13 protein-coding genes and 1 pseudogene are annotated in these 15,282 nt (G+C 41.3%); 8 read left to right on the forward strand and 6 right to left on the reverse strand.

The annotated features are described in order from the left end of the window. Positions 1 to 86: 86 nt before the first annotated feature. From rnc to OVN21_RS05350, 3 genes are all read left to right on the forward strand, one after another. Positions 87 to 785: a ribonuclease III gene (gene rnc / locus OVN21_RS05340; protein ID WP_267247578.1), complete on the forward strand. Its 699-nt coding sequence runs from the start codon at positions 87 to 89 to the stop codon at positions 783 to 785. Further along, positions 776 to 4,315 (forward strand): chromosome segregation protein SMC, encoded by a 3,540-nt coding sequence (gene smc, locus OVN21_RS05345; protein ID WP_267247579.1) that lies wholly within the window; start codon positions 776 to 778, stop codon positions 4,313 to 4,315. Before rnc ends, smc begins: the two co-directional genes overlap by 10 nt. A gap of 143 nt (positions 4,316 to 4,458) precedes the next feature. Further along, positions 4,459 to 5,421: a bifunctional riboflavin kinase/FAD synthetase gene (locus tag OVN21_RS05350; RefSeq protein ID WP_267247580.1), complete on the forward strand. Its 963-nt coding sequence runs from the start codon at positions 4,459 to 4,461 to the stop codon at positions 5,419 to 5,421. A gap of 47 nt (positions 5,422 to 5,468) precedes the next feature. Here OVN21_RS05350 and OVN21_RS05355 read toward each other — a convergent pair whose 3' ends face one another. The 3 genes from OVN21_RS05355 to OVN21_RS05365 are packed head-to-tail and all read right to left on the reverse strand — an operon-like array spanning position 5,469 to position 7,318. After that, positions 5,469 to 6,284, reverse strand: a complete 816-nt coding sequence (locus OVN21_RS05355; protein ID WP_267247581.1) for a TIGR03943 family putative permease subunit — start codon at positions 6,282 to 6,284, stop codon at positions 5,469 to 5,471. Further along, positions 6,281 to 7,186 carry a permease gene (locus OVN21_RS05360; RefSeq protein WP_267247583.1) on the reverse strand — a complete coding sequence of 302 codons (906 nt, stop codon included), beginning with the start codon at positions 7,184 to 7,186 and terminating at the stop codon, positions 6,281 to 6,283. The genes OVN21_RS05355 and OVN21_RS05360 overlap by 4 nt, the downstream gene beginning before the upstream one ends. Then, positions 7,187 to 7,318 (reverse strand): SPJ_0845 family protein, encoded by a 132-nt coding sequence (locus OVN21_RS05365; RefSeq protein ID WP_267247584.1) that lies wholly within the window; start codon positions 7,316 to 7,318, stop codon positions 7,187 to 7,189. A gap of 130 nt (positions 7,319 to 7,448) precedes the next feature. On the opposite strand from OVN21_RS05365, the gene OVN21_RS05370 reads away from it, so the two are divergent. The 3 genes and pseudogenes from OVN21_RS05370 to OVN21_RS05380 all read left to right on the forward strand — a co-directional run bounded on the left by OVN21_RS05370 (position 7,449) and on the right by OVN21_RS05380 (position 10,337). Continuing rightward, on the forward strand, positions 7,449 to 9,578 hold the full coding sequence (locus tag OVN21_RS05370) for a Tex family protein (RefSeq protein ID WP_267247585.1): 2,130 nt from the start codon (positions 7,449 to 7,451) through the stop codon (positions 9,576 to 9,578). Continuing rightward, positions 9,565 to 10,005, forward strand: a pseudogene (locus OVN21_RS05375) (SprT family protein). The gene OVN21_RS05370 and the pseudogene OVN21_RS05375 overlap by 14 nt, the downstream one beginning before the upstream one ends. A gap of 59 nt (positions 10,006 to 10,064) precedes the next feature. Then, positions 10,065 to 10,337, forward strand: coding sequence for a PspC domain-containing protein (locus OVN21_RS05380; RefSeq protein ID WP_267247586.1), 273 nt, complete (start codon positions 10,065 to 10,067; stop codon positions 10,335 to 10,337). 137 nt (positions 10,338 to 10,474) lie between these two features. Here the strand turns inward: OVN21_RS05380 and OVN21_RS05385 are convergent, their stop codons facing one another. Together OVN21_RS05385 and OVN21_RS05390 are read right to left on the reverse strand one after the other, a co-directional pair. Then, on the reverse strand, positions 10,475 to 10,672 hold the full coding sequence (locus tag OVN21_RS05385; protein ID WP_267247587.1) for a hypothetical protein: 198 nt from the start codon (positions 10,670 to 10,672) through the stop codon (positions 10,475 to 10,477). Then, entirely contained in the window at positions 10,672 to 11,232 is a 561-nt protein-coding gene (locus tag OVN21_RS05390) for a hypothetical protein (RefSeq protein ID WP_267247588.1), read from the reverse strand. The genes OVN21_RS05385 and OVN21_RS05390 overlap by 1 nt, the downstream gene beginning before the upstream one ends. A gap of 527 nt (positions 11,233 to 11,759) precedes the next feature. Between OVN21_RS05390 and OVN21_RS05395 the strand changes: the two genes are divergently transcribed. Both OVN21_RS05395 and OVN21_RS05400 read left to right on the forward strand, forming a co-directional pair. Next, positions 11,760 to 12,518: an ABC transporter ATP-binding protein gene (locus OVN21_RS05395; protein ID WP_267247589.1), complete on the forward strand. Its 759-nt coding sequence runs from the start codon at positions 11,760 to 11,762 to the stop codon at positions 12,516 to 12,518. Position 12,519: 1 nt separating this feature from the next. Then, the gene (locus OVN21_RS05400) at positions 12,520 to 14,508 is read left to right on the forward strand and encodes an ABC transporter permease (protein WP_267247590.1); all 1,989 of its coding nucleotides are present in this window, start codon (positions 12,520 to 12,522) and stop codon (positions 14,506 to 14,508) included. Positions 14,509 to 14,547: 39 nt separating this feature from the next. Here the strand turns inward: OVN21_RS05400 and OVN21_RS05405 are convergent, their stop codons facing one another. Then, complete coding sequence (locus OVN21_RS05405; RefSeq protein ID WP_267247591.1) at positions 14,548 to 15,243, reverse strand: VIT1/CCC1 transporter family protein; 696 nt, start codon at positions 15,241 to 15,243, stop codon at positions 14,548 to 14,550. Positions 15,244 to 15,282: the final 39 nt, after the last annotated feature.

Consider the following 15,282-nt stretch of genomic DNA (forward strand, 5'->3'; position numbering starts at 1 on the left):
TCCCCCTCCAGTTCCGTTTTAAAGTGACTCAGGAGGCTTTTTTTGATATAATAAAAAGGACTGTTATCAGTTAGAAAGAGGTTGGTATGAAAGAATTACAAACTGTACTAAAGAACCATTTTGCAATCGAATTTGCAGACAAAAAGTTACTGGAAACTGCCTTTACTCATACGAGTTATGCCAATGAGCACCGCCTCTTAAAAATTTCACATAATGAACGCTTGGAATTTTTAGGAGACGCTGTTCTACAGTTATTGATTTCAGAATATCTGTATAAAAAATATCCTAAAAAACCTGAGGGTGACTTGTCTAAACTCCGTGCCATGATTGTCCGCGAGGAGAGTTTGGCTGGTTTTGCGCGTGATTGCCAGTTTGATCAGTTTATCAAGCTGGGTAAAGGGGAAGAAAAATCTGGCGGTCGTAATCGAGACACCATTCTTGGTGATGCCTTTGAAGCCTTTCTAGGTGCCCTCCTTTTGGATAAGGATGTGTCCAAGGTCAAGGAATTTATCTATCAAGTCATGATTCCTAAGGTTGAAGCAGGCGAGTTTGAGATGATTACAGACTACAAAACCCATCTCCAAGAGTTACTTCAGGTCAATGGGGATGTGGCTATTCGTTATCAGGTGATTTCTGAAACGGGTCCTGCCCATGATAAGGTCTTTGATGTAGAAGTTCTAGTTGAAGGCAAGAGTATTGGTCAAGGCCAAGGTCGTTCTAAGAAATTAGCAGAGCAGGAGGCTGCCAAAAATGCCGTTGAGAAAGGGCTGGATTCATGTATTTAAAGGAAATCGAAATTCAGGGATTCAAGTCTTTTGCTGACAAGACCAAGATCGTTTTTGACCAAGGTGTGACGGCAGTTGTTGGACCCAATGGATCTGGAAAGTCAAATATTACAGAAAGTCTGCGTTGGACCTTGGGGGAGTCCAGTGTCAAGAGTCTCCGTGGGGGCAAGATGCCAGATGTCATCTTTGCTGGAACTGAAAGTCGCAAACCGCTCAATTATGCTTCTGTAATTGTGACTCTGGATAATCATGATGGATTTATCAAGGATGCAGGTCAAGAAATTAGGGTGGAACGGCATATCTATCGTAGTGGAGATAGCGAATACAAGATTGCTGGTAAGAAAGTCCGTCTGCGTGATATTCATGATCTTTTCTTGGATACTGGTTTGGGACGAGATTCCTTCTCTATCATTTCCCAAGGGAAGGTTGAGGAGATTTTTAATTCTAAGCCTGAGGAACGCAGAGCTATTTTTGAAGAAGCTGCTGGAGTTTTAAAATACAAGACTCGCAGAAAAGAAACTGAGAGTAAACTACAACAAACCCAGAATAATCTAGACCGCTTAGAGGACATTATCTACGAGTTGGATAATCAAATCAAGCCTCTTGAGAAACAAGCTGAAAATGCTCGTAAGTTTCTAGACTTGGAAGGCCAACGTAAAGCTATTTACTTGGATGTTTTGGTTGCTCAAATCAAGGAAAATAAGGCTGAACTAGACTCGACAGAAGAAGAGTTGGCACAGGTTCAGGAACTCTTGACGAGCTACTACCAAAAGCGGGAAAAATTAGAAGAAGAAAATCAAACTCTTAAAAAGCAACGCCAGGATTTACAGGCTGAAATGGCCAAAGATCAGGGCAGTTTAATGGACTTGACTAGTCTGATTAGTGATTTAGAGAGAAAATTAGCCCTGTCGAAACTAGAATCTGAGCAAGTAGCCCTGAATCAACAAGAAGCACAAGCTCGTTTGTCTGCTTTGGAGGATAAGAGAAAGTCTCTAAGTAAGGAAAAAGCTGAAAAAGAAGCGAATTTGGCACAGTTAGATGAAAATCTAGTCCAAAATAATCAAAAACTGAATCGATTAGAGGCTGAATTACTAGCTTTTTCAGATGATCCTGATCAGATGATTGAGCTCTTACGTGAACGCTTTGTAGCCCTTTTACAAGAAGAAGCAGATGTCTCAAACCAGTTGACCCGTATCGAAAACGAGTTGGAAAATAGTCGTCAGCTTTCTCAAAAACAAGCAAATCAATTAGAAAAGCTGAAAGAACAGTTGGCTACAGCTAAAGAGAAGGCTAGTCAGCAAAAAGAAGAGCTTGAAACTGCCAAGGAGCAGGTTCAGAAATTATTGGCTGACTACCAAATCTGTGCCAAAGAGAACGAGGAGCAGAAATCTCTTTATCAAGCTCAACAAAGTCAACTCTTTGACCGTCTAGATAGTCTCAAAAATAAGCAGGCTAGAGCCCAAAGTTTGGAAAATATCCTGAGAAATCATAGTAACTTTTACGCAGGTGTCAAGAGTATCCTCCAAGAAAAAGACCGTCTTGGTGGGATTATTGGGGCAGTCAGTGAGCATCTGACCTTTGATGTGCATTATCAAACTGCCTTAGAGGTTGCACTTGGAGCTAGTAGTCAACATATCATCGTAGAAGATGAAAACGCGGCAACCAAGGCGATTGATTTCCTAAAACGTAACAGAGCCGGTCGTGCAACCTTCCTTCCGTTGACGACTATCAAGGCTCGTACGATTTCTAGTCAGAATCAAGATACTATCGCATCAAGTCCAGGATTTCTGGGCATGGCAGATGAGTTGGTGTCGTTTGACAAGAGATTAGAAGCCATTTTCAAGAACTTGCTATCTACGACAGCAATTTTTGATACTGTAGAACATGCGCGTGCCGCAGCTCGTCAAGTTCGCTATCAAGTCCGTATGGTGACACTGGATGGTACCGAATTGCGTACAGGTGGTTCCTATGCAGGTGGAGCCAATCGCCAGAATAACAGTATTTTCATCAAGCCAGAGCTGGAGCAATTGAAAAAAGAAATTGGTGAAGAAGAAGCAAGCTTGCGTAAAGATGAAGAGAGTTTGAAGACCTTGCAAGATGAGATGCTTAGATTGACAGAAAGATTAGAAGCAATCAAATCTCAAGGAGAGCAGGCTCGTATTCAGGAGCAAGGCTTGTCCCTTGCTTATCAACAAACCAATCAGCAAGTGGAAGAGTTAGAAACGCTTTGGAAACTTCAAGAAGAGGAATTAAATCGCCTTACTGAAGGAGATTGGCAAGCGGACAAGGAAAAATGCCAAGAGCGCCTTGCTACCATTGCCAGTGAAAAGCAAAATCTGGAAACTGAGATTGAAGAAATTAAGTCTAACAAAAACGCCATCCAAGAACGCTATCAAAACTTGCAGGAAGAGGTGGCGCAAGCTCGATTGCTTAAGACAGAACTGCAAGGACAAAAGCGGTACGAAGTTACTGATATTGAACGCTTAGGTAAGGAACTGGATAATCTGGATATCGAGCAAGAGGAAATCCAGCGTCTCCTCCAAGAAAAAGTTGATAATCTTGAGAAAGTGGATACGGATTTACTAAGCCAGCAGGTGGAAGAGGCCAAAACTCAGAAAACCAATCTTCAACAAGGTCTGATTCGCCAGCAGTTTGAGTTGGATGATATCGAGGGTCAGCTGGATGATATTGCCAGCCATTTGGATCAGGCTCGCCAGCAGAATGAGGAGTGGATTCGCAAGCAAACACGTGCCGAAGCTAAGAAGGAAAAGGTCAGCGAACGCTTGCGCTATCTACAAGCTCAATTAACTGACCAATACCAGTTCAGCTACACTGAGGCTCTAGAAAAGGCTCATGAACTGGAAGATCTCAATCTGGCAGAGCAAGGGGTTAAGGATTTAGAGAAGGCTATTCGCTCACTGGGTCCTGTCAACTTGGACGCTATTGATCAGTACGAAGAAGTTCACAACCGTCTGGATTTCCTCAATAGTCAGCGAGATGATATTTTGTCTGCGAAAAACTTGCTTCTTGAGACCATCACAGAGATGAATGATGAGGTTAAGGAACGCTTCAAATCAACCTTTGAGGCTATTCGTGAGTCCTTTAAAGTGACCTTCAGACAGATGTTTGGCGGAGGTCAGGCAGACTTGATATTGACTGAGGGCGATCTTTTAACAGCTGGTGTGGAGATTTCTGTCCAACCACCAGGTAAGAAAATCCAGTCTCTCAACCTCATGAGTGGTGGTGAAAAAGCCCTTTCGGCTCTTGCCTTGTTGTTCTCTATCATTCGAGTCAAGACTATTCCTTTCGTTATCTTGGACGAGGTAGAGGCGGCGCTAGACGAAGCCAATGTTAAACGTTTTGGGGATTACCTCAATCGCTTTGATAAGGATAGTCAGTTTATCGTCGTGACCCACCGTAAGGGAACGATGGCGGCAGCGGATTCTATCTATGGAGTTACCATGCAAGAGTCAGGTGTTTCTAAGATTGTTTCGGTTAAGTTAAAAGATTTGGAAGAAACAGTAGGCTAGTTACCAAATGATAGCATCTCTTACGAGGTGCTATTTTTTAAAACTAAAGTGCTAAATTTTCTCTTAAGGTCAGTTCAGGCGCAAAAAATGACATTTGGGATTTCCTCATAGAGAAAAGACTTTCTCTATGATATAATAGTTTCATGATTACAACAGTACCTATTAAGAACGAAAAAGATATTGCAGTACCAGGGAAAACAGTCCTTGTACTAGGTTATTTTGATGGCATCCACAAGGGGCATCAGAAACTTTTTGAGGTGGCCAGCAAGGCTTCGATGAAGGATTATCTGCCAGTTGTCGTGATGACTTTTACAGAGTCGCCAAAACTTGCCTTACAACCTTATCAACCTGAGCTAATGCTTCACATCGTCAATCACGAAGAACGGGAGCACAAGATGAAGTGGCATGGGGTAGAAGCTCTTTTCTTGCTTGACTTTAGTAGCAAATTTGCTAGTTTAACGGGTCAAGAATTCTTTGATACCTATGTTAGAGCTTTAAAACCAGCGATTATCGTAGCAGGATTTGACTATACCTTTGGCTCTGATAAGAAAACTGCGGATGACCTGAAGGACTATTTTGATGGAGAGGTCATCATTGTTCCTCCAGTCGAGGACGAAAAGGGCAAGATTAGTTCTACACGGATTCGCCAAGCTATTCTTGATGGAGATGTCAAGGAAGTCAATCATTTGCTCGGCACATCACTCCCATCTCGTGGGATGGTCGTTCATGGAAATGCTCGTGGGCGTACTATCGGTTATCCGACAGCCAATCTGGTCCTAAGAGATCGAACCTATATGCCAGCAGACGGTGTTTATGTAGTTGATGTAGAAGTACAACGTCAGAGATATCGTGGCATGGCGAGTGTTGGAAAAAATGTCACCTTTGATGGCGAAGAACCACGTTTTGAAGTCAATATTTTCGAATTTTCAGATGATATTTACGGAGAGACCGTCATTGTCTACTGGCTGGATCGTGTCCGCGATATGGTCAAATTTGACTCCGTTGAAGAATTGGTAGACCAACTCCAGAAAGACGAAGAGATTGCTCGAAACTGGAAGGATGGAGAGTGCGAGTTTTTTATCAATTCGAAAGAGAAGGTAGAATGAAATTCATATAATGGACAAAAAAAGTAGCCTGAAAAGGCTACTTTTTATTAAAACACACGATAGACATAAGGATTTTCTGGTTTGTCTACTTTTGTGAAACTCTCAACTTCCAGTGTTGGGAGTTTTTGTTTGAGCTCTTTATGGTAGTGGAGGGTCAGGGTTCCCATAGCGGTGATCCAAGTATTGTCAGGATACTGGCGTGAGTTCCCCTTGGTCAAGAGTCCATATACACCAGAGTCTGCGATACAGTGGATAATCCCAAAGCGAAAGAGGAACTGGCTATCTGGATGGCTAGGATCATTATAGACAAAACCTGTAAACTCGATTTTCTTTCCTTCAAACTCTTGAGGATAGTCATAGAGAACTTCCATGACCTCCATATAGTTTTCGTCAGTGACCTGAATGGGTGTTTGGGAAAGGTATTTATCAGCTGTAGCCCTCATTTCCTCTTCATAAGCAGATTTGGAAAAATAGGAACTGGTATCGGGTTTGAGGTATTGACTGGATGTGCCTTCGCTTGCCTGAATAGCAGTATTGATTCCCTCAGCAAGTGGGAAATGATATCCCTTAGCAGACACGGTTCTCGAGTCCAGACTTACTGTCGGAAAGGCAACTCCAATCAATAGGGGTAGTGACAGTAAAAGGATGCTGATTCGTCTAGCTCGACGACTTTCTAAATGGCTGTGAGAGTTGATTTTTTTGATCCAGATATAGAATTGAACCAGAGCCAACGAAAGAGAAAGGACCATGGAGATATAGACTAGATAGGAATAGTGGAGGTTGATGTAGTGGCTGAGTTTGCCAGATAGCTGCAGATACAGAGTCAGGGCAAAATAACCCAGTAAAATGATAAATCGAATCATAGTATCACCTCCATAATGTAAGAATAAAGCAAGACAAGCACTGTCACGATGCCCATGAATTGCCAGATGAAACGCACTTTGAGATAGTGCTTCATCATGAGGAGGTTTTTGATATCAAGCATGGGGCCAATGACCAGAAAAGCAAGGACTGGCGCTAGGCTGAAGCTCGAGAGGAGAGAAGCGCCGATAAAGGCGTCCGCCTCGCTACAAAGAGAGAGGAGAAAGGCTAGAAACATGAGCAAAAGAATCGCAAGGACTGGACTAGCACTGATAGAGGTCAGGATCCGAGTTGGGACATAGACTTGCACGATAGCCGCAAAGAGACAGCCAAAGACCAAGTAACGTCCCATATCGAAAAACTCATCAATAGCCTGTATAAAAATCTGAAAGACCTTTCTAGCAGGAGTCAAGTGTGAAAAGTCATGTTCATGACAAGTGATAAAATTCTCTTTTTGAATGGGTTCCTTGCAGAAAAATCCTAGGAAAATCCCAAGCACCAAAGCAATCACAATGGCTCCCAGAGCTCGCAAGAAGGCAAGTTTTATTGAATTCCCAAAGGCAGAATATGTGGCGAAAAGAACGATAGGATTGATGATGGGAGCAGTCACCAGAAAGGGAACTGCTGTATAGCTGGGCACCTTTTTTTCCAAAAAACGATTGATAATCGGGACGATTCCACACTCACAAGAAGGAAAGAGAAAACCAATGAAGGTACCAAAAAAGATCCTCCCCCAACGATTGCGAGGAAGAAACTCATAAACTTTATCAGGCGTGATATAGACCTCAATCAATCCCGAAATGAGACTCCCAATCAAGACAAAAGGAAGGACTTCAATCATGATGGAGAGAAAAATAGCCCCTGCTTGTAAGATGCTAGGAGGAAGAGATTGGAAAATCGTCATCTATTTTTTCTTCTCAAGTTTTTCTTTTTTGTTTTTGTCATCTGGGAAAGTGACTTGTGTTAAGTCAGGAAGTTTGGCGAATTCTTCAAACATCTTGTCCAAGTCATCCGTTTTTGTAAATTTAACAGCCATGGGCCTACCTCTTTTCTACATTCTACCTCTATTATACTATTATTTTGTGGAAATGGGATTATTTTGATATTCAAAGATGCAAAAACAGGTAAGGCAAAACAAGAGCAGTTCCTTATGGTATAATAGGTTTATGGATAAAAAATATGAAAAAATCTCCCAAGATTTGGGTGTAACCTTAAAGCAAATCGATATAGTTCTAAGTTTGACGGCTGAAGGGGCGACAATTCCCTTCATCGCGCGTTATCGGAAGGACATGACTGGTAGTTTGGATGAGGTGGCAATTAAGGCTATTATTGACATGGATAAAAGTCTGACTAACCTCAATGACCGTAAGGAAACTGTCTTGGCTAAGATTCAAGAACAAGGCAAGCTGACAAAGGAATTGGAAGAAGCTATCTTAGCTGCCGAAAAATTAGCAGACGTTGAAGAACTTTACCTACCTTACAAGGAAAAGCGTCGAACCAAGGCAACCATTGCTCGTGAAGCTGGACTCTTTCCTCTTGCTCGCTTGATCTTGCAAAACGTAGATGGATTAGAGAAAGAAGCTGAGAAGTTTGTCTGTGAAGGATTTGTGACTGGTCAAGAAGCCTTGGCTGGTGCGGTTGATATCTTGGTCGAAGCCTTATCCGAAGATGTCAATCTACGTGCTATGACCTATCAAGAAGTGTTGAGACACTCTAAAATCACTTCGCAAGTCAAGGGTGAAAATCTCGATGAAAAACAAGTTTTTCAGATTTATTATGATTTTTCAGAGACAGTTGGCAACATGCAGGGTTATCGTACCTTGGCCCTCAATCGTGGGGAAAAATTAGGTATTTTGAAGGTTGGCTTTGAACATGCGACGGACCGTATTCTAGCTTTTTTTGCTGCTCGTTTCAAGGTGAAAAATGCCTATATAGATGAAGTTGTTCAACAGTCAGTTAAGAAAAAAGTCTTGCCTGCTATCGAACGACGCATTCGGACAGAATTAACAGAGAAAGCAGAAGAAGGAGCTATCCAACTCTTTTCTGACAATCTGCGCAATCTCCTCTTAGTTGCTCCGCTGAAAGGGCGCGTGGTTCTAGGATTCGACCCTGCCTTTCGTACAGGGGCCAAGTTGGCTGTCGTTGATGCGACAGGAAAAATGCTGACGACTCAGGTCATTTATCCTGTCAAACCAGCCTCTGCTCGTCAGATTGAAGATGCCAAGCGAGACTTAGTCGACTTGATCGGTCAGTATGGCGTAGAAATCATTGCCATCGGAAATGGAACGGCCAGTCGGGAAAGTGAAGCCTTTGTGGCGGAAGTTCTGAAAGAGTTTCCTGAGGTCAGCTATGCTATTGTCAATGAAAGTGGTGCTTCTGTCTATTCTGCCAGCGAACTTGCTCGTCAGGAGTTTCCAGACTTGACTGTTGAAAAACGCTCTGCTATTTCTATTGCCCGTCGTTTGCAAGATCCCCTTGCAGAATTGGTCAAAATCGATCCCAAGTCAATCGGTGTCGGTCAGTACCAGCACGATGTTAGTCAGAAGAAACTATCTGAAAGTTTGGACTTTGTTGTCGATACCGTGGTCAACCAAGTCGGTGTTAATGTCAATACAGCTAGTCCTGCCTTACTGTCACATGTAGCTGGACTCAATAAAACCATTTCTGAAAATATTGTCAAATATCGTGAGGAAGAAGGAAAAATTACTTCACGCGCTCAAATCAAGAAAGTTCCTCGCCTAGGTGCCAAAGCCTTTGAGCAAGCTGCAGGTTTCCTCCGTATCCCAGAAAGTGGCAATATCCTCGATAATACAGGAGTTCACCCAGAAAACTATGCTGCGGTTAAGGAGCTCTTCAAACGCTTGGATATCAAGGATTTGAATGAAGAAGCACAAAGCAAACTCAAGTCTCTATCAGTCAAAGAAATAGCGCAAGAACTAGATCTTGGTCCAGAAACCCTTAAAGATATCATTGCCGATCTTCTCAAACCAGGTCGAGATTTTCGTGATTCCTTTGATGCACCTGTGCTTCGCCAAGATGTCCTGGATATCAAAGACTTAAAAGTCGGCCAGAAGCTGGAAGGCGTGGTGCGTAATGTCGTTGACTTCGGTGCCTTCGTTGATATCGGGATTCACGAGGACGGCTTGATTCATATTTCACATATGAGTCGTAAATTTATCAAACATCCCAGCCAAGTGGTGTCTGTTGGAGATTTGGTAACGGTTTGGGTTGAGAAAATCGATACCGAACGTGAAAAAGTCAATCTGTCTCTCTTAGCTCCAGATGAATCTAACTGAGTACGTTCAGTCTGTTTCACTCGAAGACTTTGGGAGACCTTTTAGCCATCATGCCCAGTGGAATTCTCGTCTGCGAACGACAGGTGGGTGATTTTTCCTCAAGGATGGGCATTTGGATTTTAATCCCAAGGTCTATAATGAACTTGGTTTGGAGGTTTTTCGGAAAATCGTGCGCCATGAACTCTGTCACTATCACCTTTATTTTCAAAAAAAGGGTCATCGGTATAAGGACCGAGATTTTAAGGAACTTTTGAAAGAAGTGGTCGGACTACGCTTTGTTCCCCCTTTGAGAGCCCAAACCCAAAGTAGTTACCTAGTCTATCAGTGTCCATCCTGCCACCAACGCAAGAGGAAGATTGACACGAAACGCTATCGCTGTGGCGTCTGCCGTGGTAAACTTGTTATCTTAAATCGGCCTAAGGACTGATGTTTGTGAACCTGTTTCATGCTATACTACCTGTAAGAATACCGAAAGAGGAAATAATCATGAATAAAAAATTTTATAAAATGAGACGAAATCGCATGGTATCGGGAGTTTTAGCAGGTCTATCAGACAAGTGGAATTTTGATGTAACCTTAGTTCGCTTTCTCTTCGCCATTTTTACCATATCAAATTTTGGAGTTGGTGTGATTATTTACATCATCCTCGCCTCCATCCTGCCAACTAAGGAAGAAATCGAAGCAGAAATGTACGGAACAGGACCACGCAAACGCAAGGAAGCCGAGGCCATTGATGACAATGATGGGTGGTTTTGGTGAGGTTCTACAGAAGATTTGGAATAAGCAAAAAGCTTTAAATCAATAGTCTAAACTGCTTGATTTAAAGCTTTTTTACTTTTAATAAGATTTTCTCAGCTTCATATACAAACTAAAATCATTATTTTGACCTCAAGTTTCTAATCTGTGTCTTGCTGCTGAGAGAAAACTGTTTTTGAAAAATGATAGATGCTGATAACAACTGATAACCAGCAAATAACATAAGCAGTACCTGTAAATTCTGTACCGATAAAGTGTGTGTGTTCAACTAAGAGCTGACCGATGAATGGAGAGAGCAGATAGAGAAGTCCGATGAGTATATGTTCTTTGTGTTTCATTAAAAATGAACTCTCCCTTCATGATATACATATTTATAGTGATTAGAAACGTAGGAACCTCCGAAATTTACACTAGCGCTTTCTCCTATTCCGATATTTAGTCCACCACTTAAAGTTGAACTACCATTATTAAAGAAATCTCCATTAATTATATAGAATATTCTATCAGCCTGTTCTAAATTTACGTACAATGAACCGGAAAACTGTTTGGACATTCCGTTATAATTTCTATTTATTTCTGTTCTTAATACCCTTATTATACCATGATAGGTTCCATATTCGGTTGTTTCGCAGTAGAAAGAAATAGATGGTTTATAGGAGTTTGTAACAGTTATTTGCGTAGAAATTGTTCTATATGTCTGTGAAGAGCGTTCGTATAAATTTATACCAAGTAAATCTGATGCTTGCTCCAATGTGATATCGTAATCAGTTGCGTATTGATTCACAAGCTGTTGAGCGGTCATGGTTTCGCTCACTATTGTATTGGTATCATCTGCAAAAACAGTTGAGTAGAAAAATAGTGAAAAGATAGCAACAAAAGTAATCAAGATTTTTTTCATAATATCCACACTTTCTGGAAAAGAGCTAAAATAAATTTTTAGTAGAAATATTTTGGTAATAAAGTGATAGTTAAAATAAGCTTACTCAAATTATAGTTTCCGATTTTTTCTCCTTTCTAAAGTAATCCCTTTCACAATTGCATTATATAATTTTTATAGTAAAAAGTCAAGTGATTTATTGCATAGTGAAATGAAATAAAAACTCAATAATTGATTGGGAAATTCAAACCAATTTCTAACAATATTTTAGAAGCTACAGTGTACTTCTCTAGATTAAATCTGCTTACATTTCCCTCAATCTTACAAAAATGTAAGATTAAAGTCTCTTTTGTAAGGTTAGGTTATGGCAAGCGGTCTTTTTTTGATGTAAACTAGACTCATAAAGAATAAAGGAGTAACATCATGAAACAAATCTTACATAAGAAAACAAGAAAACCAAGCCACAAAGAAATCGAGCGCGTTCAGCTGGGATGCGCTATGATGCAAGCGACATTTCATTTGATGGGATATTAAGAAAGGAGATTCTCATGACACTTTTAGATGTAAAACACGTTCAAAAAATTTACAAAACACGTTTTCAAGGCAACCAAGTAGAAGCCCTCAAGGATATTCACTTTACCGTGGAAAAGGGTGACTACGTTGCCATCATGGGTGAGTCTGGTTCTGGTAAATCAACTCTTCTCAATATTCTAGCTATGCTGGATAAACCAAGTCGTGGGCAGGTTTACTTGAATGGAACTGACACCGCAACCATTAAAAATTCACAGGCTTCTAGCTTCCGTCGTGAGAAGTTAGGATTTGTCTTCCAAGACTTTAATTTGCTAGATACTCTGTCTGTTAAGGACAATATCTTGCTTCCGCTTGTCTTGTCAAGAAGACCCATTACGGAGATGATGAAGAAATTGGTGGTGACAGCTGAGAATCTAGGCATCAACCAATTGCAAGAGAAGTACCCTTACGAGATTTCAGGTGGGCAGAAACAGCGTGTAGCAGTAGCCCGCGCCATCATCACAGAACCTGAAATTCTCCTTGCGGATGAGCCAACAGGAGCCCTTGATTCCAAGTCCTCTGCAGCCTTACTTGATGTCTTTGATGAAATCAATGAGCGCGGCCAAACTATTCTCATGGTAACCCACTCAACGGCAGCAGCCAGCAGGGCCAAGCGCGTGATCTTCATTAAAGACGGCATTCTTTACAACCAAATCTACCGTGGAGAGAAGACAGAGCGTCAGATGTTCCAAGAAATCTCTGATACCTTGACTGTCATGGCAAGCGAGGTGAATTAGTATGTTTCGATTAACCAATAAGTTAGCGCTATCGAACTTGATTAAAAACCGCAAACTCTGCTATCCCTTTGCGCTGGCTGTTCTCTTGGCAGTCACCGTCACCTACCTCTTTTATTCTCTAACCTTTAATCCAAAGATTGCGGAAATCCGTGGAAGAAACACCATTCAAGCTACTCTTGGATTTGGTATGTTTGTCGTCACCCTTGCGTCAGCCATTATCGTCCTCTATGCCAATAGTTTTGTCATGAAAAACCGTTCCAAGGAACTAGGAATTTATGGCATGCTGGGCTTAGAGAAACGTCATCTAATCAGTATGACCTTTAAGGAGTTAGTGGTATTTGGGATTCTAACTGTTGGAGCAGGAATCGGTATTGGAGTCTTGTTTGACAAGTTAATTTTCGCTTTCTTGCTCAAACTGATGAAATTAAAGGTAGAACTAGTCGCTACCTTCCAGATGAAAGTTGTTATTACAGTGCTTGTTGTCTTCGGTTTGATTTTCCTAAGTCTCATGTTCCTGAATGCCCTTCGAATCGCCCGTATGAATGCCCTCCAGCTCTCTCGTGAGAAAGCAAGCGGAGAGAAAAAAGGTCGTTTCCTACCTCTCCAAACTATTCTTGGTTCCATTAGTTTAGGGATTGGCTATTATCTTGCCCTTACGGTAAAAGATCCTCTTACAGCCCTAACAACCTTCTTCTTAGCTGTTTTGCTGGTTATCTTTGGTACTTATCTATTGTTTAATGCAGGGATTACCGTTTTCCTTCAAATCTTAAAGAAAAACAAGAAATACTATTACCAACCAAATAACCTTATCTCAGTGTCTAACTTGATTTTCCGTATGAAGAAAAATGCGGTTGGTCTAGCGACGATTGCTATTCTCTCAACCATGGTCTTGGTGACTATGTCTGCTGCAACGAGTATCTTTAAAGGCTCTGAAACTTTCAAGAAAGTCATGAATCCACATGATTTTGGAATTACAGGACAGAATGTTGAAAAAGAAGACATAAATAAACTCCTAGACCAGTATGCTAGTGATAAGAGGTTGACTGTTACAAAGAAAGAAGTCCTTACATACAGTAACTTTGGTGTGGCAAACCAAGAAGGTACGAAATTGACAATCTTTGAGAAAGGTCAAAATCGTGTTCAACCGAAAACTGTTTTTATGGTCTTTGACCAAAAAGACTATGAGAATATGACGGGTCAAAAACTCGCACTTTCAGGAAAGGAAGTTGGATTGTTTACTAAAAACAAAGAACTTCAAGGGCAGAAAGAACTGACTCTGAATGACCAGACCTACACAATCAAGGAAGAAATCAAAAAAGATTTTATTCTTGAACATGTCCCAAATCAGTACAATATTCTAACTTCGGACTATAACTATCTGGTTGTTCCTGACTTGAACGCCTTTCTTGACCAGTATCTTAATTCTTCCATCTTTAATCAATACTATGGTGGTATGAATGTAACGGCTAGTGAGGAAGAACAACTCAAACTTGCCAACGACTATTCAAAATTCCTTGATGATTTTAATAGAGAATTAAGCAAAGAAGGAAGCTATGTTTACGGAAGTAATCTGGCTGATAGTAGTGCGCAGATGAGTGCTCTCTTTGGTGGAGTATTCTTCATCGGTATCTTCCTCTCTATCATCTTTATGGTGGGAACAGTTCTTGTTATCTGCTACAAACAAATCTCTGAAGGCTATGAAGATCGTGAACGCTTTATCATTTTGCAAAAAGTCGGTCTCGATCAAAAGCAAATCAAGCAAACCATCAACAAACAGGTGCTAACTGTTTTCTTCCTCCCATTGCTCTTTGCCTTCCTACACCTCGCCTTTGCCTATCATATGCTTAGCCTTATCCTAAAAGTCATTGGGGTGCTAGATGCGACTATGATGTTGACTGTCACTCTGTCTATCTGTGCTATCTTCCTCATCGTCTACGTCTTGATCTTTATGATTACCTCAAGAAGCTATCGCAAGATTGTGCAAATGTAAAAAAGATACCTCGATGTTTATCGAGGTATTTCTTTTATCTTAAATGCTGAAGAGTTGTCCAAACAGGTAAGTCACTGCCATGGTCAGAAGTCCGATACAGAGGTTGCGGATCATAGCTGTTTTCGTAGGAGCCTTGCCTAGTTTAGCACTGGTATAGCCAGTGACGAGAAGGGAAAGGGCTACGATAAAAACAGTAGCAGGAATGCGATAGTCACTTGGAAAGACGGTAATCGAAAGCATAGGAGGAAGGCTTCCCAGTACAAAGGCGATAAAGCTAGAGATAGCAGCATGCCAAGGATTGGTAAACTCTTCGTACTCGATCCCATATTTTTCCTCGACAAGGGTTTTGAGTGGATTTTTTAAAAAGGCCTTGTTGGTCAAGAGTTTGGCAGACGTTTCACACTCACCATTTTGAAGGTAAGCAGCATAGAGGGATTGTTTTGCAGATTCGATGTCTTTATCTAAGAGTAATTGCTCTCTAGCGACAGCAGCCTCCTCCGTGTCTTTTTGAGTGGATACAGAGACATATTCGCCACCAGCCATAGAGAAAGCACCAGCGAGGATAGCGGCCAATCCAGATAAAAAGATAATCCAAATATTGCTTGTCGCACTGGCAACCCCGATAACGACTCCAGCGATGGAAATAATCCCATCATTGGCACTGAGAACACCCGCGCGCAGGATATTGAGTCGTCCTGCAAAGTTTACATCAATTTCATGTTTTATTTTTGTCATAGTCATCTCCTTTCTCTCCATTATAGAGAAAAGAGTAGG

This window comes from Streptococcus sp. Marseille-Q5986, from assembly GCF_946902915.1.
GTDB lineage: Bacteria > Bacillota > Bacilli > Lactobacillales > Streptococcaceae > Streptococcus.